This window comes from Leucobacter chinensis (assembly GCF_019049105.1).
GTDB classification, from domain to species: domain Bacteria; phylum Actinomycetota; class Actinomycetes; order Actinomycetales; family Microbacteriaceae; genus Leucobacter_A; species Leucobacter_A chinensis.
Genome location: NZ_JAHQZR010000003.1, coordinates 111,874 through 129,904, shown reverse-complemented (window position 1 = coordinate 129,904; position 18,031 = coordinate 111,874). Strand labels below are relative to the sequence as shown.

General features: G+C 61.8%; 15 protein-coding genes. 6 read left to right on the top strand and 9 right to left on the bottom strand.

Translation table 11 applies throughout. From position 1 onward, the window contains the following. Positions 1 to 4: 4 nt before the first annotated feature. The 5 genes from KTJ78_RS04290 to KTJ78_RS04270 all read right to left on the bottom strand — a co-directional run bounded on the left by KTJ78_RS04290 (position 5) and on the right by KTJ78_RS04270 (position 5,120). A complete protein-coding gene (locus KTJ78_RS04290) occupies positions 5 to 928 on the bottom strand; it encodes an ABC transporter permease (RefSeq protein ID WP_254259370.1) in 924 nt (307 codons plus the stop codon). Beyond that, the gene (locus KTJ78_RS04285; protein ID WP_217132937.1) at positions 928 to 1,881 is read right to left on the bottom strand and encodes an ABC transporter permease; all 954 of its coding nucleotides are present in this window, start codon (positions 1,879 to 1,881) and stop codon (positions 928 to 930) included. The genes KTJ78_RS04290 and KTJ78_RS04285 overlap by 1 nt, the downstream gene beginning before the upstream one ends. 6 nt (positions 1,882 to 1,887) lie before the next feature. After that, entirely contained in the window at positions 1,888 to 3,498 is a 1,611-nt protein-coding gene (locus KTJ78_RS04280) for an ABC transporter substrate-binding protein (protein WP_217133256.1), read from the bottom strand. Positions 3,499 to 3,857: 359 nt separating this feature from the next. Further along, complete coding sequence (locus tag KTJ78_RS04275) at positions 3,858 to 4,370, bottom strand: VanZ family protein (protein ID WP_217132936.1); 513 nt, start codon at positions 4,368 to 4,370, stop codon at positions 3,858 to 3,860. A gap of 12 nt (positions 4,371 to 4,382) precedes the next feature. Next, positions 4,383 to 5,120 (bottom strand): hypothetical protein, encoded by a 738-nt coding sequence (locus tag KTJ78_RS04270; protein WP_217132935.1) that lies wholly within the window; start codon positions 5,118 to 5,120, stop codon positions 4,383 to 4,385. A gap of 193 nt (positions 5,121 to 5,313) precedes the next feature. Here KTJ78_RS04270 and KTJ78_RS04265 point away from each other — a divergent pair, with 193 nt between their 5' ends. The 5 genes from KTJ78_RS04265 to KTJ78_RS04245 all read left to right on the top strand — a co-directional run bounded on the left by KTJ78_RS04265 (position 5,314) and on the right by KTJ78_RS04245 (position 10,779). Continuing rightward, positions 5,314 to 6,741, top strand: a complete 1,428-nt coding sequence (locus tag KTJ78_RS04265) for an MFS transporter (protein ID WP_369807974.1) — start codon at positions 5,314 to 5,316, stop codon at positions 6,739 to 6,741. A 10-nt stretch (positions 6,742 to 6,751) separates the two neighbouring features. Next, on the top strand, positions 6,752 to 7,072 hold the full coding sequence (locus KTJ78_RS04260; protein WP_217132934.1) for a nucleotide pyrophosphohydrolase: 321 nt from the start codon (positions 6,752 to 6,754) through the stop codon (positions 7,070 to 7,072). Next, entirely contained in the window at positions 7,059 to 8,780 is a 1,722-nt protein-coding gene (locus tag KTJ78_RS04255; protein WP_217132933.1) for a DUF2075 domain-containing protein, read from the top strand. Before KTJ78_RS04260 ends, KTJ78_RS04255 begins: the two co-directional genes overlap by 14 nt. 83 nt (positions 8,781 to 8,863) lie before the next feature. Beyond that, positions 8,864 to 9,961 (top strand): type IV toxin-antitoxin system AbiEi family antitoxin domain-containing protein, encoded by a 1,098-nt coding sequence (locus KTJ78_RS04250; protein ID WP_217132931.1) that lies wholly within the window; start codon positions 8,864 to 8,866, stop codon positions 9,959 to 9,961. After that, a complete protein-coding gene (locus KTJ78_RS04245) occupies positions 9,916 to 10,779 on the top strand; it encodes a nucleotidyl transferase AbiEii/AbiGii toxin family protein (protein WP_369807986.1) in 864 nt (287 codons plus the stop codon). Before KTJ78_RS04250 ends, KTJ78_RS04245 begins: the two co-directional genes overlap by 46 nt. 79 nt (positions 10,780 to 10,858) lie before the next feature. Here KTJ78_RS04245 and KTJ78_RS04240 read toward each other — a convergent pair whose 3' ends face one another. Then, on the bottom strand, positions 10,859 to 11,626 hold the full coding sequence (locus tag KTJ78_RS04240; protein WP_217132926.1) for an SDR family NAD(P)-dependent oxidoreductase: 768 nt from the start codon (positions 11,624 to 11,626) through the stop codon (positions 10,859 to 10,861). Between the two features lie 123 nt (positions 11,627 to 11,749). Continuing rightward, positions 11,750 to 13,303 (bottom strand): PucR family transcriptional regulator, encoded by a 1,554-nt coding sequence (locus KTJ78_RS04235; protein ID WP_217132924.1) that lies wholly within the window; start codon positions 13,301 to 13,303, stop codon positions 11,750 to 11,752. A 212-nt stretch (positions 13,304 to 13,515) separates the two neighbouring features. Between KTJ78_RS04235 and KTJ78_RS04230 the strand changes: the two genes are divergently transcribed. Next, positions 13,516 to 14,904 (top strand): NAD-dependent succinate-semialdehyde dehydrogenase, encoded by a 1,389-nt coding sequence (locus KTJ78_RS04230; RefSeq protein ID WP_217132922.1) that lies wholly within the window; start codon positions 13,516 to 13,518, stop codon positions 14,902 to 14,904. A gap of 433 nt (positions 14,905 to 15,337) precedes the next feature. Here KTJ78_RS04230 and KTJ78_RS04225 read toward each other — a convergent pair whose 3' ends face one another. Beyond that, on the bottom strand, positions 15,338 to 16,180 hold the full coding sequence (locus tag KTJ78_RS04225) for a 3-hydroxyacyl-CoA dehydrogenase family protein (RefSeq protein WP_217132921.1): 843 nt from the start codon (positions 16,178 to 16,180) through the stop codon (positions 15,338 to 15,340). A 213-nt stretch (positions 16,181 to 16,393) separates the two neighbouring features. Then, a complete protein-coding gene (locus KTJ78_RS04220; protein ID WP_217132914.1) occupies positions 16,394 to 18,031 on the bottom strand; it encodes an amidohydrolase in 1,638 nt (545 codons plus the stop codon).

Genomic DNA, 18,031 nt, shown 5'->3' with positions numbered 1-18,031 from the left:
TCGGTTACTTTCTCGCGCTCGACGGGTCGAGTGCGTCACGAAGGGCGTCGCCAAAGAGATTGAAGGCGAGGCAAATGATCATGATGGCGAGGCCGGGGAAGACGGCCGCGCTGGGTGCGCGAAAGATGTACTGCTGCGCGTCAGAGAGCATGATGCCGAGGCTCGACCCGGGAGGCTGAATGCCGAGACCCAGGAACGAGAGAATGGCCTCGCCAATGACGGCGACGGGAATGATCACGGTGGCCTGCACGATGATCGCCGAGGTGATGTTCGGCAAGACGTGCCCGCCGAGAATGCGGAACGGCTTCGCGCTCATGGCCTTCGCGTTCATGACGAAGTCAAGCTCTTTGACCCTGAAGGTTTCGGCACGAACGACGCGGATCATCGTTGGTATCTGCGCAATACCGAGCGCGATTGCTGCATTGCCGAGGCTGGCGCCGTTAATGGCGGCGAGGCCGACTGCGATGATGAGGAAGGGGAAGGCGAGCATGACGTCGGTCAGGCGCGAGACGATCGCGTCGAGCCAGCGCCAGTAGCCGGCGAGCAGCCCGAGGGGTGCGCCGACGATGATGGCGAGGGCGACCGAGAGCAGCCCCACCTGCACCGAGGCCTGGGTGCCGTAGAGAATGCGCGAGAGAATGTCGCGGCCGAGGTCGTCGGTTCCGAGCGCGAAGCCGACGGTTCCTGGCACCTGGAACGGGGTGTCGAAGTGCACCTCTGCCGGGTCATAGGGCGCGAGTAGCGGCGCAAACACCGCGACGGTGAGCACGATGACGAGCAGCACGCCGCCGGCGAGGCCGAGGGGGCTGCGCTTGAGCGAGCGCCAGATGCGGCCGCGATCTGAACCGAGATCGTCGGTGAGTGCGAGCGCCGCGGTGCTCGGGGGCATGGCCTGGCTCATGCCAGTGCGTGAAGATTTCGAGGCCATTACTTCCTCCCTCCCACGCGAATGCGGGGGTTTAAGACCGAGTAGAGCACGTCTACGGCGAGGTTAATCACAATGTACGCGAGGGTCACGACGAGCACGACGGCCTGAATGACCGGGTAGTCGCGGGTGAACACCGCGTCGAGGGTGAGCTTGCCGAAGCCCGGCAAGCCGAAGATGCGCTCGGTCACGACCGCACCAGAGATGAGGCCGCCAAGTTGCAGGCCCACGATCGTCATGACGACGATGAGCGAGTTGCGCAGGCCGTACCTGAACAGAATGCGAAAGCGGCCGAGGCCCTTCGCGCGGGCGGTGCGCACGTAGTCAGAGCCCATCGACTCGATCATCGAGGCGCGCGTTTGGCGCATGATGACCGCGGCGAGGCTGATGCCAAGAATGATCGCGGGCAGCGTCAGGTAATAGAGCCCCGTGATCGGGTTGTCGAGCACCGGAACGTAGCCCGACGCGGGGAACCAGCCGAGCATGACAGAGAGGTACATGATCGCGAGAATACCGAGCCAGAAGTTCGGCACTGACAGGCCAACGATGGCGAAGATGTTCGCGATCCACTCGGGCCAGCGGCCGCGAAAACGCTCGGCGATGACGCCGGCGAGCACGCCGACGATCACGGCGATGACGATCGCGTAGGTCGCGAGCCACAGGGTCACCGGCAGCGTCGCCCCGATGAGGTCGCTCACGGGTGCGCCGGTGCGCACCGAGTTGCCGAAGTCGCCACGAAACATGTTGGCGATGAACGCGAAGTACTGCACGATGATCGGCTTATCGAGGCCGAGCTTCTCGCGGGTTGCCGCGATCATCTCGGGGTCGGCCTCTTCGCCCGCCATCGCGAGCGCCGGGTCACCCGGAATCATGCGAATGCCAACGAACACGACGATCGAGGCGAGCACGAGGGTGAGGGCCGACTGCCACAGTCGGTTGAGCAGGTATTTGGGCATGGCGCGCTACTCCTTCTCGGCCACGAAGGCGGCGCGGGCGAGCCGCACGACACCGTCACTGTAGGTTCGAACACCGGTCACATCGACCGAGTGGCCGGTGATGTTTCGCTGGCGGTACGTGTAAATGAGCGGAACGTCTTCGTGCACGAGCTCGACGACCTTGCCGTAGAGCTCGGCGCGCTCGTCGATGTCGTTCAGCTGTGCTGCGCGCACGAGCAGATCGTCCATCTCGGGGCTCGAATAGCCGCCGTCGTTGTTGCCGCCGCCCGTCATCAAGAAGTTGGCCATGTTGCCGTGCGGATCGATGCGGCCCGACCAGCCCAACTGGATGAGGTCGAACTTGCCCTGCTTTTGCATGTCGAGCAGCGTCGAGTACTCGACCGGGTTAATGCGCAGGTCGAAGCCACCCTCGCGCACGCTCGCCTGCAGTGCCTGCGAGTAGCGCAGCGCGTCGGGCGAGTTGGCGACGAGCATGTCGACGCGCAGCGGGGTCTCGATGCCGGCCTCTTCGAGCAGCGCCTTCGCCGCCTCGGGGTCGTAGGTCGGGCACGCGGTCGACGCGTCGGTCGCGTACGGGGTCGTGGGGGCGACCGCGCTGCACGCGGGGTCGTACCAGTTGTTGAACACCGAGTTCACGAGCGCTGGCCGGTCGATCGACAGGTCGAGCGCCTGCCTCACGCGCGCGTCAGAGGCGAGCGGCCCCTCGCGCTGCTCGACGGGCTGGCCCGAGCCGTTCGCGTTGCCGATGTTGATCGTGAGGCCCTGGTAGCCGAGCGAGCCCGACTGCAGCAGCTCAAGATCGTTCTCGAGCAGCAGTGCGTCGGCGTCCTGCGGCGAGATCGAGTCGGCCACGTGCACGTCGCCCGAGCGCAGGTTTGCCGCGCGAATGTTCGCGTCAGACATGATGCGGTAGCTGATCGTGTCGAGGTGAATCTCGTCGGCCGCGTAGTAGTTCGGGTCGCGCTCGAGCTCGATCGAGGTCTGCGGAATGCGCTTCACGAACTTGAAGGGCCCAACACAGCTCGGGTGCTCGGCGAACTCGCCCTCTTCGGCAAGCGCCGTGGGCGACATGATCATGCCCGCGCGGTCGGCCAGTGCCGCCGTGAGCGGGGCGAAGGGCGTGCCGTACTCGATGACGACGGTGGTGTCGTCGGGAGCGCTCACGCGTTCGATCGGCCCGAGCTCGGTCTTGCGCACCGAGGCCTCGTGTGTGAGGTTGCGTTCGAGGGTCTCGCGCACCGCATCGGCGTTGAAGGGCGTGCCGTCAGAGAACACCGCGCCCTCGCGCACCGGAATCGTCACGCGCAGCCCGTCATCGCTCACCTCGGGAAGGTCGGTCGCGAGCTGGCCCACGATCTCGCCCTTCTCGTTGATGTCGTAAAGCTTTTCGCACATCGAGCTCATGACGAAGCGCGTGTACAGCGACGTCGAGGTCGTCGGGTCGAGCCGGTCGGGCTCTGACGAGAGCGCCATGACAAGGTCGCCGCCCTCTTTCGCGGTGATGCCGTCGGTGGGCGCCTGAACGACGTCGGCCCGCTGGCTTGCCTCGGGTGGGTGCTGAATGGGCACGCACCCGGTCGCAGCGATGGCGAGCACGGCAAAACCAGCCACACCCATCAGTTTGCGGGACGCACGTTCTCGCGTTCCGTCTGTTTGCATGGTTCTCCTGACTCCGAGTTCGCCTTCGCTGGCGAACGAGACTGCCCATAAGTGTATACAAACTTCGGGGCATTTTCACAGTTTTTGTATACAAACAAGCTCGCGCGATGGGCGCGTGCTGGCACAATCGAGGCGCGTTCGGGAGCGCGGCAGGGCTCTCACCGGGCTGGTACTTGCCCCGCGATACGCCTGGGCTGATCCGCCAACCATTGCCTGATTTTCTGCGCCAAAACCGGGTTTTCGGGGCGATTTGGCGCGAAAATCAGGCAAAGGTTCGTCCGGGCGCCGCCACCGCGCCGCCTGGCTCGCACAGGCCGTTAGTGGCGGATCGCCGACTCACCCTGCGCACGAGCCCGTGCCCGGCGGCGGGCAATCGCGAGCGCGGCCCAGCCCAGGGCGGCTCCAAGCACCGCGCCGAGCGTGTTCGAGAGCCAATCACCGGTCGAACAGCTGCGGCCAAGCGCGGACACGAGCGCCTGTACCGTCTCGATGAGCGCCGACCCGGCCGAGGCAACGATCGCGGTCACGATGGGGCGGCCGCTCGCGAGCGCGGCGAAATAGGCCAGCGGAACAAACATGGCGAGGTTCGCGAAGGGCTCGACGTACTTGGGCAGGGGCAGCATCCACTCGACCTCGCACACCATGCTCATCTCGCGCCCGGTCGGCGTGAACACGAGCGCCACCACGGCGAAAAACGCGATCCCGAGCAGCACCCGCGTGAGCCCCTTGCGTACGAGCAGCCACGGCCCGACGAACACGCTCACGATCGCGAAGCACAGCACGACGGTGGGGGTGACCCACGGGTATTCGACGAGGTGGGTGGCGAGCATACTGCGGTTGAGCTAGCTAGCTAGCTCTAGCACTGAGCGGATGGTTTCAGCCCGTTGTACATTGGTGCCTGCTCCATTCGCGTAATGGGCCATTCGTACAACACGATCGCGGGCACCTGCACCGAGCGTCTTATCGACTACCTCTGCGATGCGCTGGTCTTTTTGGTCGCCGCTCAGCCAAGTGAAAGCGGCTTTACCCATCGCGACGAGAATCGGGACCTGCCCGTCGATCCCGTCTCGGCACATCATCAGCTCTTCTTGCAGGAGGGCTGCACAGCGCTCTACATGGTCGCGTCCCGCAATACGGTGTTTCTTGATTGCGCTTGCGAGCGTGTTTGAATCTTTCGTGGGAATGAGCTTAAACACATCACTCACATAAAAACCTGGAATGTCTGCTGCAGATTTGTGGCCTTCGAAAGCTAGCGCAAATGAATTTCTGAGAGTTGTATCGCCACGGTGCCCACGGGTGTGAAAATTACGCCAATGCTCTCTGTGCTCTGCCATGGCTTCGCCACCCATATTGATGGCAAAGAATACGATGCGGGTTGAGAGCGGCTTCAGCGTAGCGAACTCGGCGGCAGAGTTCGCAGTGATCGGTTCAAGGTCGGCTGTCTCAGTACCCCATCGAGACCAGGAGGTTGCGTGACCGAGGTCCCACTGCCCGGTTGTATCTTCAAACGATGCATTCGGCGTAATATCCATGTCGCGCAATGCCTCGTAGGTAGCGTAATCAATGTGGTCGAAAGCCATGCAAATACCCCTTTGTGAGCAGTTCCGATGCTTGCCTCAGCCTAACAGGGCCATGTTGACGTGCCTAGGCCTCTCAACTACCCTTCTCACATCGGGGTAAAAGACTGCGCCGCGTGACCCACGTTACGATCGGCGCAGCGCGTACACACGGTGCATCGGCACCGTCACTCCTTCACTTGACTGAAGGAGCACTGTGCCCTCACCCGCCCACACCCCAAGCCCGCACGCCTCGCTGCGATCAGCATGGTTGCCCATGACCGGCCTCGCTGCCGTGTTTCTCGTCGAGATGCTCGATAACTCCATCTTGAACGTTGCCCTGCCGACGATCGGCCGGGAGCTGGGCGCCTCGACCGCGGCCCTGCAGTGGATCACCCTCACCTACAGCGTCGTGTTCGGCGGGCTCATGATTGCGCTTGGCGGCCTTGCCGACCGCTTCGGGCGCCGCCGCATGATGTTCGTTGGCCTCACCATCTTGGCCACAGCGAGCCTCTCGGTGCTGCTCGTCACCGAGGTGTGGCAACTGCTCGCGATTCGCGCGGTGACGGGCGTCGCGGCCGCGATGACCGCCCCCGGCTCGATGGCCCTCGCCTTTCGCCTCTTCGCCACCGACGAGCTGCGCGTGCGCGGAATGAACATCATCGCGACGGTGGGCCTCGTCGGCATGGCTGTCGGCCCCGTCGCCGGCGGAATGATACTCGCAATCACCCCGTGGCAAGCCCTGCTCGCGATGAATGCGCCGATCGCGCTGCTCGCGCTGGCCGCGATCGCGAAGGGAATAGCGGCGGATCGCCCAGCCGATCTTCACCGCGCCCCCATCGACATCACCGGTTCGCTGCTCGGTACCGCGGCGATCATGGGAGTCATGCTCGTGCCCACCGCCTTCACCGAGGCGGGCGGTGCCTCGCCGCTGCCGTGGGTCACTGTCGCGGGGTCTGTCGTAACCGCCGTGCTCTTCGTCGTGCGCGAGCGCTGTGCCACGCACCCGATCATCGAGCTCGAGCTCATCGCGCGCCCCCTTGTCGCGAGTGGGCTGCTCTTTAAGGCGGCCGCCTCGCTCGCGGTGGGCGCGCTCGGCTACCTCGTGACCCTGCACCTGCAACTCTCGCTGGGGTGGAGCCCCGCGCAGGCCGCCTTCGGCATGCTGCCCCAGGTCGTCGTGCTCATCGCGGGCGGCGCCCTCGTCACCCCGCTCGTCGCTCGCGTCGGTATGACCCAGGCCGCCCGCTACGCCTCGACGCTTATCGTCGCGGGCCTCGCCGTGTACGGTCTGCTCGGCACCCGCTCATACCTGTGGATCGCGCTCGCTCTCACCCTCGTCGCCTTAGGCATGCGCGTCGTCGCGGTCGTCGCCGGAACGAACGTGATGCGTGGCCTGCCCGAAAACCGCACAACTGTCGGGGCGGCGCTCGCTGACACCGCCGGCCAGGTGGGCACCGCCGCGGGCCTCGCCCTCGCTGGCACGACCCTCACGGCCTTCTTCGCGGGCTCGCTCGCCGCCTCATCGTGGAGCCCCGACCAGTACCTCGAGTTCGACACCGCGGTCACGGTGGCTGGTGCGGTGCTGGCGGCAGTGACTGCCTTGCTCGTGGGCGCGGGGCTGTGGCTTTCGCGAAAGGGCTAGGCTATGCACCATGGAGAGTCGCAGTGTGCGAGACGAGTTACGGGCATTCGTTGCCGAGCGTGACTGGGCCCAATTTCACACCCCCGAGAACCTTGCAAAATCAATCTCGATTGAGGCGAGCGAGCTGCTCGAGTGCTTTCAGTGGTCGCCAGACGCCGATCTCGCAGAGGTGCGCGACGAGCTCGCCGACGTCTTAACGTACTGCTTCATGCTTGCAGACAGACTCGAGCTCGATGTCGACGAAATCGTGCGCAGCAAACTCGAGCGCACCCGCGAGAAGTATCCGGTCTCAAAGGCTCGAGGAAGAAGCACAAAGTATGACCGACTTTAAAATCGAGACCTTCCCGTTCGCCAAGGGACAATTTCCTGATGGCCCCGAAGAGCTTATGGACTGGCCCGTGGTGTACGTGTTGACCGGGCAAAAGTTCGCGTATGTCGGTGAGACGCACTCGGCGGTGAGCCGCATCGGGCAGCATCTCTCTGTCGATGAGCGAAGGCGCAATCTGAATACCGCGAGGGTCATCATCGACCCGCGTTTCAACAAGTCTGCCTGTCACGACCTTGAAGCGTTTCTCATCAAGTACATCGACGGCGATGAGCGCTTCGAGGTGCTCAACCGAAACGGCGGTCAAACGAGCTACAGCTACTACGACCAAGCGAAATATCGCGACCAGCACGAAGAAATTTTTGCCGCTCTCGAACGCGAGGGGCTTTTTAGCGGATCGATCCGCGATATCGAAAATTCTGATCTCTTTAAATTCTCGCCTTTTAAAGAACTCACGCTTGAGCAACGGGCCGCCGTGGTGAACGTGACGGCTGGTCTGCTTGAAGACTTGCGTGAAGGGAAGCCCTCGATGTCGATCATCGAGGGTGGTCCAGGCACCGGCAAGACGGTTGTCGTTATTACGTTGCTGAAGCTTCTGAAAGACGTGCAAGCGGTTGCCGAGGGTGAAGACCTGCTCGAAGAAGAGGTCGAGGGCATGTACAGCGACTTTTATCTGGCGGGCAATCGCGAGGTGCTTGCGGGGCGACGGGTCGGGTTTGTGATTCCGCAGCAGGCGTTGCGCACCACGCTCAAGCGAGTGTTCAAGCGGAGCCCCGTGCTGCGTGACGTTGAGATTCTCACGCCGTGGGAGGTTGGCAAGTCAGAGACGCGGTGGGACATTCTCGTGGTTGATGAGGCGCACCGTCTCAGCCAGTATGCTGCGCAGTCGTTTGGTGGTCTCGTGGCTGATTTTCGCACGATCACCGAGCGGTTGCTTGGCACCTTCGACAAAGACGCGACCCAGCTTGACTGGATTCGGGCGCAGAGCGACCACCAGGTCGTTATTGTCGATGGCGGGCAGGCGGTGTTGCCCGCCGACCTGCCAGAGACGTTTATCGAGCAGCTCGGCATCGAAGCGCAGAACGAGGGTCGCCGGTACCAGCTGCACTCGCAGCTCAGGGTGCAGGCCGGTGGTGACTACGTCGATTACATTCGTGATGTGTTGCGCGGCGAAGCGGTCACTCCGAAGCGCTTCGCAAACTACGACCTACGCTTCTATGAGGACCCCGCCGAGATGCACGACGCCATTCGTGAGCGTGACGCTGAACTCGGCCTCGCCCGTCTCGTCGCTGGCTTCGCCTGGCCGCACGTCAGTAAGAAAGACACGCACGCCGACGTGAGAGACATCACCATCGGTGATTATGAGGTGCAGTGGAACCGCAAAATGACTGACTGGGTGCTTTCACCCGGCTCGCTTGATGAGGCGGGTTCGATCTACACGATTCAGGGCTATGACCTCAACATTGCTGGTGTGATTATCGGGCCCGACCTGGTGTACCGAGACGGTCGTATTCAGCTCGACTCGGCGAACTACTTCGACCCCCGCGGCAACCAGCGCAACAACAACCTGCGCGGCGTGACCTACGACGACGATGACATTCAGCAGCTCGTTGAAAACATCTACCGCGTGCTACTCACCCGAGGCATCAAGGGCACCTACGTGCACGTCGTTGATCCTGCGTTGCGCGAGCACTTGCGGCCCTACTTTTCGTAGAGGGGAGATGTCAGGCGAGGAGACAGGAGCCGCAAGTCGGGATTTTGCTTGGAATGTTTCATTCAGGGAGATACAATTCAAGCATGAACTCGAATGAGGCCCTTCGGGAACTGGCGAGCGTGACGGTCTCCCAGTGGGGCATGGTGACGACTGCTCAAGCAGCTTCACTTGGAGTGAGCCGTCTTATGCTCTCTCGGCTTGCAGAAGCAGAGCATCTGGAGAGACTGTCGCACGGTGTCTACAAAGACGTTGGAGTGCCGAGCGATCAATATGAAGATCTTCGTGCGGCATGGCTGAGCACTGAGCCTAAGCTTCGTGCCGAAGAGCGGGTCAAAGAACTTGCTAGCGGCGTAGTTGTTGCGAGTTCGTCAGCGGCAATGCTGCACGGCGTTGGTGACCTCTGGGCAAACCGTCACGAGTTCGTTGTATCAAAACGTCGGCAGACGCAGCGCTCAGAGCTTCGCTTTAGGCAACGGCAACTTGAAGAACGTGATGTGACCCTTGTCAACGGTCTTCCTGCCATGACGTTGGAGCGCACCCTTGCAGACCTCCTTGAAGACGTAGGCGAGATGAGCCTTGTCGCAGATGCGCTTGGTATTGCAGTGCAGCAGGGTCCACTTGATCTTGACCGGCTGAGAGCGCTTTTTTCACCGCTAGCAGAGCGCAACGGCTTCACCCGTAACGATGGTGGAGCGGTGCTTGAGCACCTTATGCAGATCGCGGGGATCGATCTCACATCGGTCGCCCGTAGGCTCGCGGCTGATCAGCAGGTGGGTACGAAGATTCTTGAGCAGTATCTTCAGTCATCGCCGCGGCTTATTGAGGCCTTGGGACTGAACCTCGTGACGGCGCATATAGAGGAAAGGTTTTCGGAGATATCTGCAGATCTTGTGCAGAAGGCGCTGGGAAGCTTGGATCTGCAACAAAGGATCAGAGAAATTGTTCGTATGTCGATGCCAGAAATTCGGCTCGGACGTGACTTCTCTGAGCTCTTTCCTGACCTTATGACGATGAGGAATCTCAAGCTGTCCACACGAACCGCCAGACCTTTGCAATCGGACGGTCCTCCCCAGGCGGAAGAGGAACGACACAGCTTCCTGAACCGTATGCAACCGCTCGTGGAGTTGAGTCGGCTATCAAAGATGCCGCGAAGCAAGCCGCAAGCATTGACTCGTCTTTAGATCCCAATAAGCGTATTCAACTGGAATACTTCAATCGCTTTCTGAGCAGAATTTTCTCGGAAGGAGACGCGTCTGAATGGGTGCTCAAAGGGGGTGCAGGCATGCTTGCACGAATTCCTTCGACTCGTTCAACACTCGATATTGATCTCTATCAGCAAGGTTTTACTCTCACACAAGCATTGAATGAGCTGCGCCGGCTCGCAGCGGTTGACCTGGGCGACCACTTTCGATTCGAGTATGTGGGTCACCACAGCACCATCGGCGCTGGAGCTCAACCCTATACCGAGGGGTGCCGAGTTACTTTCGCGGTGTTTATTGGAGTGGCGCAGAAAGGTACGGTGAAGATCGATCTTGCCGTTGGTGCGGGGTTAACGGGCAAAGTACAAGCGATACGCCCTGCTACAGCACTTGACCTTCCAAGGCTGATAGGCCACCGTTATCGGCTGTATCCCGTTGTTGATCAGATCGCAGATAAAGTCTGCGCTACAGTGGCTGAGCACAACGGGCAAGCTTCGAGCTGTGAGAAGGATCTTGTTGACCTAGTCGTACTTGCTGTTACCCAGGCCATCGACGGTAAGTCTCTGACTAGAGCGATAGAGACCGAGCGAATGCGCCGAAAGATGCAACCCAATGAGTGTTTTACTGTGCCAGACAAATGGGGAGCTGGTTATGTTCGCCTCAGTAAACCGATTTCTTATTGTGCACGCTTTACTTCGGTGAGTCTTGCTCTAGCCCTGGTTTCGAGCTTGATTGATCCGGCTCTCTCATCGGCTATCGATGAAAAGGTTTGGTCGCCAGAGCGACTGCAATGGGAGTGAGGTTGGTGTGCCCATGGCGCCGAGTGGCTAGTAAATCGGTTTTTGCGGCTGATGCGTCTCAGCGTTAGCTTGAGAAGCGCTACAGCCGCGGTGCGAGCTGCAAGCCACCGGTCACGTGCAGTACTTCGCCGGTGATAAAGCTCGCATCGGGGCTAGCAAAGAAGGCGACTGCCGCTGCGACATCATCAGCGGTCGCAACACGGCCGAGTGGGGTTGCTTCGGCATAGCGGCGAAAATTCTCTTCGCGGGAAGTGCCCATGTTCATGTTGTCGACGAGTGGGGTGTCGACGGGGCCCGGGGCAACGACGTTGCTGGTGCCCCCTGAGGCGCCGAGGGCGTGAACAACCGTGCGTGAGAGACCCACGACGCCTGCTTTTGAAGCAGTGTAGGCGGGGTTGCCGCCAGCGAGCCAGGTTCGTGACCCGACAAAGACAGCACGTGCAGCCGGTGAAACCTGGAGAAGGGGGAGTGCTGCTGAGCAGAGCACGAAGACGCCGCGCAGATTAATCTGCATGGTTCGATCGAAGTCTGCCAGCGAGGTCGTGTCAAGGCCGCCCGCTGGCGAGTAGCCGGCGTTATTGACGAGTATGTCTAGCCGCCCATGGGTCGCGGTTGTGTGTGCGATGAGTGCTTCGATCGAGGTGGTATCGCAGAGGTCGAGATGCACGGCGCTCGCCGCGTCAGCAGAGGCTGCCTCCCGACAGAGTTCGGCGGCGACCTGTTCGGCGCGGGCAAGGTCGAGGTCAGCGATGATCACGTGATTGCCGGCTGCGGCAAGGCGACGAGAAATGGCTGATCCGAAGGCGCCTGCGCCTCCGGTCACGATTGCAACTGGTGAGGGGGTCATCGGCACCTTTCGTATAAGAAGTTGGTATGGGGCGACCCGGCTCCCGTGTGCTCAAGAAAGGCCGCCCCAGTCTGAGTATCGCACCGACGAAAGCGCGAAAAACCTGCCATGAGGGAGTAGTTGTTAATGGGAGTGCTCCGTGGTGGAAGGTTGTTTGCCCGCGTTTGCCCTGAACTCGACGGCCATCCATAACTCTAGAAAGTCTTCTGGATGCGACAGATCGCGACCGGTGACCTCGGCGATTTTAGCGAGGCGTGAGCGCACGGTGTGGCGGTGCACGCCGAGCGCTTCTGCTGTGAGCTCATGATTGCCGAGCGTCGACACGTATGCTCGCACGGTTTTGAAGAGATCGCTGCGCTTATGCGCGTCAGCCCGGTCGAGGGGCGCGAGCACGCTTTCAGCGAAGAGACGGCGGGCTTCTGGGGTTCCCATCATCATGAGGGCGCGGTACCCGCCGGTGGCGTGCCGCTCGATGAGGGGCATGTCTCGAGATTGCGCGACAGACCGTGCAAACTGAGCCTCGGTCAGGCTTTCGGTGAGGCCAGTGAAAGGGCGGCGCTCGCCGAGTCCCGCCGGAGCAAGGCGGTGTTCGATGACCCCATGGGTGAGTACGTCTCGAAGGGGTTCGTGCGCGTTCAGTATGACGAAGGTACTCACACCACCGTTGCTCGTGAAGATAACTTCGTCGCAGTGTTCGAGCACGAGGGTGACGAATTGCTCAACGTCGTAGGTGTCATTCGGGGTGCTTGTACTGAGTACCTCGAGGTGTTCGACACTGATGCCGTGACCAGTGAGGTGCCGTGCAAGGTCGTCGACCTTGCGGTGGTCGGCGATGACGGCTCCGAGAAGCTGAGACTCGACGGCACGCCGGTGCAGTTGGGCGGCTTGCCGACGCTCAAGCAGAATGCCGAGAAGCGAGGCGGCGAGGCTGAGGGCAGCTCGGTCGTGCACGCTGAGATCGCCTTCTTTGCTGCAGGTCAGGACGCCCGAGAGGCGCCCTTCGGTACCGAGGGGCAGCACGACGAGAGAGTCACCCTGCCCTGCCTCAGAGATCGACCAGCGAAGGCCTTCTTTGAGTCGCGTCTTTAACTCGCCGCGGATCGGTTCGATGCTCGCCTCTGCTTCTTCGCTGCACTTTGCGAGGGTGCGAAGGCGGTCGTCGAGCACGACCACTTTGAGACCGAGTGTGCGTGAGAGAACGCCGACGATGCGGGTCGTCCCGTTGCTGCTTGAGGCAGCTTCGCTGAGTTGGCGTTGAACCGAGTATGAGCGCAGCAAATCCTGGTTCGCTGCCTCGTGCAGTGCGTCAGAAACTTTGCGCACGACCGACTGCATGAGTGTTTCATGAGGCACATGCACCAGTGCGAGGCCGTGGCTCCGGGTGGCGTTTCGGAGCCCCTCGGGAATAGACGGGTACGGCAGGCTCGGCCCCGTGCTCATGCCGACAACTGAGACCCCCGCACTCTTCAACCGACTGCAGTAGAGATCCCACGCGGCGGCCTCGTCTTCGAGCGCAAAACCCGTGGTGAGGAGAAATTCGTTGCCGAGGAGCCATGGCGATGGATCCACCAGTTCGCTCACATGGGCCCAGCGCACTTCGGGCGAGGGGCCTGCGGGGGCGTGAACGGTCGAGAGTCCCAGGTCGGGAATCTCGATAATGTCGTGCAGTCGAATCATGCTGAACGCTTTCGGGCTGTGTGAACGTCGTTGTTACTCGCTCTGAACGGGCGGGTGCCCACCGCAAGAGCTATCCGAATTGTATGTCTTGGCAAAGAAAATCGCCAAACTGTCTACTTTTGCGGCATAGGGAGAATCGTAGACTGGTCAAGAATTTCTCGAATGCGATGGGGCTACAAGCCTCAGCGCGGGCAACGACAAGGAGTCTTTTCATGGTTTACAAGGTAGTGAACCCGGCAACGGGCGAGACAGGTGCGGCGCTTGCCGAACTGAGCGATGTGCAGGTCGAAGAAGCCATCGCGAGTGCCCACGCCTCACGCTCACAGCTTGGCTCAATGAGTCTTGCGGAGCGCTCCGCGGCGCTTGTTCGCGCGGCCGAGCTGCACGAGGAACGACAAGAAGAGCTCGCCGACATCATCGTGCGTGAGATGGGTAAACCTCGCTGGCAGGCGCTCGGCGAGATTGGGTTTGTCGTGAGCATCTACCGGTATTACGGCGAAGAGGGCGCTCAGTACCTCACCGACGAGGTGCTCGATTCGAAGCGCGGCCGCACCGCGATCGTGCGCCCCGCTCCACTCGGCGTGCTGCTCGGCATCATGCCGTGGAACTTTCCGTTCTACCAGATCGCCCGCTTTGCAGCCCCGAACCTGCTTGCCGGAAACCCGATTCTTTTGAAGCCAGCCTCGCAGTGCCCCGAGTCGTCGGCCGCGATCGCCGCGATCCTGCACGAAGCGGGTTTTCCCGCTGATGCGTACCAGAACCTCTTTCTCGAGAGTCGTCGCATCGAGAACGTTATTGCTGACCCGCGCGTGCGTGGCGTCTCACTCACCGGCTCAGAAGCGGCGGGCAGCGCAGTGGGCGCGCTCGCGGGCAAGTATCTGAAGCCTGTCGTGCTCGAACTGGGCGGATCAGACCCGTTCATCGTGCTCAGCCTCGATTCGATGGATGCCGCCATCACCGCCGCGCTGAACTCACGCCTGCACAACAGCGGTCAAGCATGCAACGGCGCCAAGCGCTTTATCGTCATCGACGAACTGTACGAGGCGTTCCGCGATGCTTTCGTGCAGGCGTTGAAGGATGCGCCGCAGGGCGACCCTACCGCCGACGGCGTTCGTGTCGGCCCCATGTCATCGGTGGCTGCCGCAGACGAGCTTGAAGAGAAGGTCGCCACGGCTCTCTCGGAAGGTGCCACGATGACCCTTGGCGATGGCAAAGCTGACGGCGCCTACTTTAAGAGCACCGTGCTCGAAGAAATTCCCCTGGGCTCGGCCACCTCGCAGGAAGAGTTCTTCGGCCCCGTCGCCCAGTTCTACCGAGTGTCAAGCGAGGCCGAAGCCATCGAACTCGCAAACGACATTCCATTTGGTCTCGGTTCATACCTGTTCACGACCGACCGTGAACAGGCCTTCCGTGTCGCCGATCAACTCGACACTGGCATGGTCTACGTCAACGAGTCGCTCGCAGATTCGCCCGAACTGCCCTTCGGTGGCACCAAGGCGTCGGGCTTCGGCCGTGAGCTCGGTCGCTTCGCGATCACCGAGTTCGTCAACAAAAAGCTCATTCACTTGCCGAGTGAGACCGATTGGCCGGTCGCGAGCTAACGCTAGCGCTGCTCTTCGTTCTCGTGGCAGGGGCCCGGGTCGGTTTCGGCTCGGGCCCCTGCTGTTGGAGCGGTGTGCTGTGTGGGTGCCTTGGCTCCCGGCTGTCTCGGTTGCATCGGCTGTCTCGGTTGCATCGGCTGTCTCGGTTGCATCGGCTGCTTCGTGTGTCCCGGCTGCCTCGCGTGTCCTGGCCGCCTCAGTTTGCCTTCACTTGACGAAAAGCAGGGTGTTTTCTGCTCCACACCCTGCTTTCCGTCAACCTAAGCACGAACGAGTGTTACAAGGCGCGGGCGTAGTGCCACGAGACGCAAACCCGGGGTGCTGCACCCGCGTGCCCCCGAGCAAGCCCCGAGCGCGCCCGGTGTGCCCCGAAAGTTTCGTGGGCGTGCCCGAAATTACCCCTATTGTGGCCCCGTGCACTCCGAAATCGCAGCTAACGGCCCGCTGGAGCCGGCCACTCGAAGAACCCCTGCCCGCTCTTGCGGCCGAGTTTGCCCTCGGCAACCATCTGGCGCATGAGGGCCGGGGGTTCGAAGCGCGGGCCGAGCGTCGCTGTCAGGTACTCGGCGATCGCGAGCCGCACGTCGAGCCCGACCATGTCGGTCATGCGCAGGGGCCCGACCGCGTGTTGATACCCGAGCTGCATGCCTCGGTCGATGTCTTCGGGGCTAGCAACGCCCTCTTCAACCATACGAATTGCTTCAAGCCCGATGGCAAGGCCGAGACGGCTTGTTGCGAAGCCCGGGGTGTCTGAAGCCGTGATCGCTTCACGACCGAGACGTTCGACCCACGCCGAGGCCTGCTCGACGGTCTGACCTGATGCTCCCGGGTGCAGAATAAGCTCGGTGAGCACAGTATCGGGTACTGGCTGAAAGAAATGCATGCCGAGAAATCGTTCGGGCTGTTCGAGCGCCTCAGCGAGATGGGTGATGCTCAGCGAGCTGGTATTTGACGTGAGAATGCCGGTCGGAGTGAGTCGCTGCTCTGCAGCCCGCAAGACTCGGTGCTTGAGCTCGATGATCTCGGGTATGGCCTCAATAATGAGGTCGGCCTCTGGCGACTCGGTGACATCACTGTGAATGCTGAATCGCCCTGCAGCTGAAGCGCCGCGAGCTTCGCACTCCTCGCTAATGAGCACGGCTAGCGGCTCGTGCATGTCTTTGGTTGCTTCGACGAGAGCAACGTGAGCTGTGGTGTTCACGAGGGTTGCGGTGGCGATCCCGCTTCCCATGATGCCTCCACCGATCACGGTGACGGTGTGTGATTTGTTGGTCATGGTGTGTGATCTTTCTCTCTGCGGTGAGATGGTCTGAGGTGGTAACGGCAGACGCTACCTTGTCGTGCGGTTGTGCTGCCGCGCTAGCAGTTGTGCTGTCGCACTAGCGGCCGTGCTGTGGCGCTAGTAGGTATTCCGCCCCGCTGGTTTGACGCAAAGCAGGGTGTTTCGCAACCGGCACCCTGATTTTCGTCAACCCAAGCCGAACGGTATTTAGCGCCCCGCGAGCCCGGTCGGGTCGTAGCAGAACTCGCCCTCGACAACGGTTGCGAGCACGTCGAGCTGCGCGATGTGCTCGGGCTTGGCTGCGGCGAGGTCGCCATCGAGCACGACGAGGTCGGCATAGAACCCTGAGCGGATCATCCCGAGACGGTCTTCGCGGTGCGTTGCGTACGCGGAGTCGAGTGTGTAGGTGCGCAGGGCTGTTTCGAGGGTGACGGCTTCTGACGGCGAGAAGGGTTTGCCGGAGGCGGTGACGCGGTGCACCGAGTCTTGAATAGCTTGGAGGGGGCGGCCATCGACGACGGGGCGGTCGCTGCCGCCTGCGACTCGTGCCCCTGCACGCAAGAATGACCCGTGGCGGTACACCCAATCGGCGCGGTCTGCGAGGCCGGTCAGAACGTTGTCGCCGATGGCGCTCACGAACTGCGGCTGAATTGAAGCGATGACGTCTTCGTCAGCGAACCGTGCGAGCTGGTCATCACGCACGACCGACGCGTGCTCAATGCGGTGGCGGCGAGTGTTCTTGGGGTTTGCGAGGCGGGCCTCGCGAATGACATCGAGGCCGACATCGATGGCGTTGTCGCCGATCGCGTGCACGGCGAGTTGCCAGCCTGCCCGTGACGCACTCGATGCGAGAGCAGTGAGGGTGGGACCGTCGAACTGCATGATGCCGGTGCTCGAATGATCGCAGAACGGGAGTGTGAGTGACGCGGTTCGGCTGCTGATGGCGCCGTCAGTGAACATCTTGAGGGCGCCGATGCCCAGGCGGTCGTCGCCGAGGCCGGTGCGTATGCCGAGGTCGAGACCGAGATCGATGAGGTCCTGTGGCGATGAGACGACGGGGTGCAGGTTTTCCATCGAGACCATCAGCTGCACGCGCACCCCGAGGCGTCCGTTCTCTCGGGCGAGCTGGTAGGGGAGCCACTCGATGGGGCTTGAGCCGACGATGGCTGAGTTGCCGATGCCGGCCTCGCCAACTGAGGTGATGCCCTCTGATAGGTAGTGGTCGCTTGCGCGCGCAATGGCTTCTGCGAGCACCTCAATGCTGTAGGGGCGCGTGAGATTTCTAAATGCCGCCATTGACTGTTCGCCGACGAGGCCAGTTGGGGTACCGTCGCTCTCGCGGTCGATGAAGCCGCCCTCGGCCACAGGGTAGTCCGGTTGCATTGCACCGACTGCCTCGAAGACGGGTGTTGATGCAATGAGCATGTGGGTCGTGCGGTGATTGATCATGACGTTGCGACCGGGTGCTGCGTGATCGAGGCCTGCGCGGGTCGGATGGCCGCCGAGCTGGTGTTGGTCGTAGGTGTCGGCGATGATCCACTCGAGTGCCGGGTTTTCGGCGGCGCGTTTCGCGACGGCGGCGTACAGCTCGTCGAGCGAACCATACTGTGAGGCGTCGATATTCGTGAGGCTTCGACCGAACGTTGCCATGTGGTTGTGCGCGTCGTGAAAACCAGGGGTGATGGTGCGGCCGCCGGCGTCGACGGTGAGGCCGGCCTCGAGATCGGCGATGGCGGCGTCGACACCGACGATCTTGCCCTGCCATATGCCGATGCTCGTTGCCTCCGGGTAAGCGGGGTCGAGTGTGATGATGCGGGCGTTATGAATACGTACGTCGAGTTTCAC

Coding starts and splice junctions, on each gene's coding strand:
- KTJ78_RS04225 (WP_217132921.1), bottom strand. CDS start 16,180: ATGACCAACAAATCACACACCGTCACCGTGATCGGTGGAGGCATCATG.
- KTJ78_RS04235 (WP_217132924.1), bottom strand. CDS start 13,303: ATGATTCGACTGCACGACATTATCGAGATTCCCGACCTGGGACTCTCG.
- KTJ78_RS04255 (WP_217132933.1), top strand. CDS start 7,059: ATGACCGACTTTAAAATCGAGACCTTCCCGTTCGCCAAGGGACAATTT.
- KTJ78_RS04240 (WP_217132926.1), bottom strand. CDS start 11,626: ATGACCCCCTCACCAGTTGCAATCGTGACCGGAGGCGCAGGCGCCTTC.
- KTJ78_RS04280 (WP_217133256.1), bottom strand. CDS start 3,498: ATGGGTGTGGCTGGTTTTGCCGTGCTCGCCATCGCTGCGACCGGGTGC.
- KTJ78_RS04285 (WP_217132937.1), bottom strand. CDS start 1,881: ATGCCCAAATACCTGCTCAACCGACTGTGGCAGTCGGCCCTCACCCTC.
- KTJ78_RS04230 (WP_217132922.1), top strand. CDS start 13,516: ATGGTTTACAAGGTAGTGAACCCGGCAACGGGCGAGACAGGTGCGGCG.
- KTJ78_RS04275 (WP_217132936.1), bottom strand. CDS start 4,370: ATGCTCGCCACCCACCTCGTCGAATACCCGTGGGTCACCCCCACCGTC.
- KTJ78_RS04250 (WP_217132931.1), top strand. CDS start 8,864: ATGAACTCGAATGAGGCCCTTCGGGAACTGGCGAGCGTGACGGTCTCC.
- KTJ78_RS04270 (WP_217132935.1), bottom strand. CDS start 5,120: ATGGCTTTCGACCACATTGATTACGCTACCTACGAGGCATTGCGCGAC.
- KTJ78_RS04260 (WP_217132934.1), top strand. CDS start 6,752: ATGGAGAGTCGCAGTGTGCGAGACGAGTTACGGGCATTCGTTGCCGAG.
- KTJ78_RS04290 (WP_254259370.1), bottom strand. CDS start 928: ATGGCCTCGAAATCTTCACGCACTGGCATGAGCCAGGCCATGCCCCCG.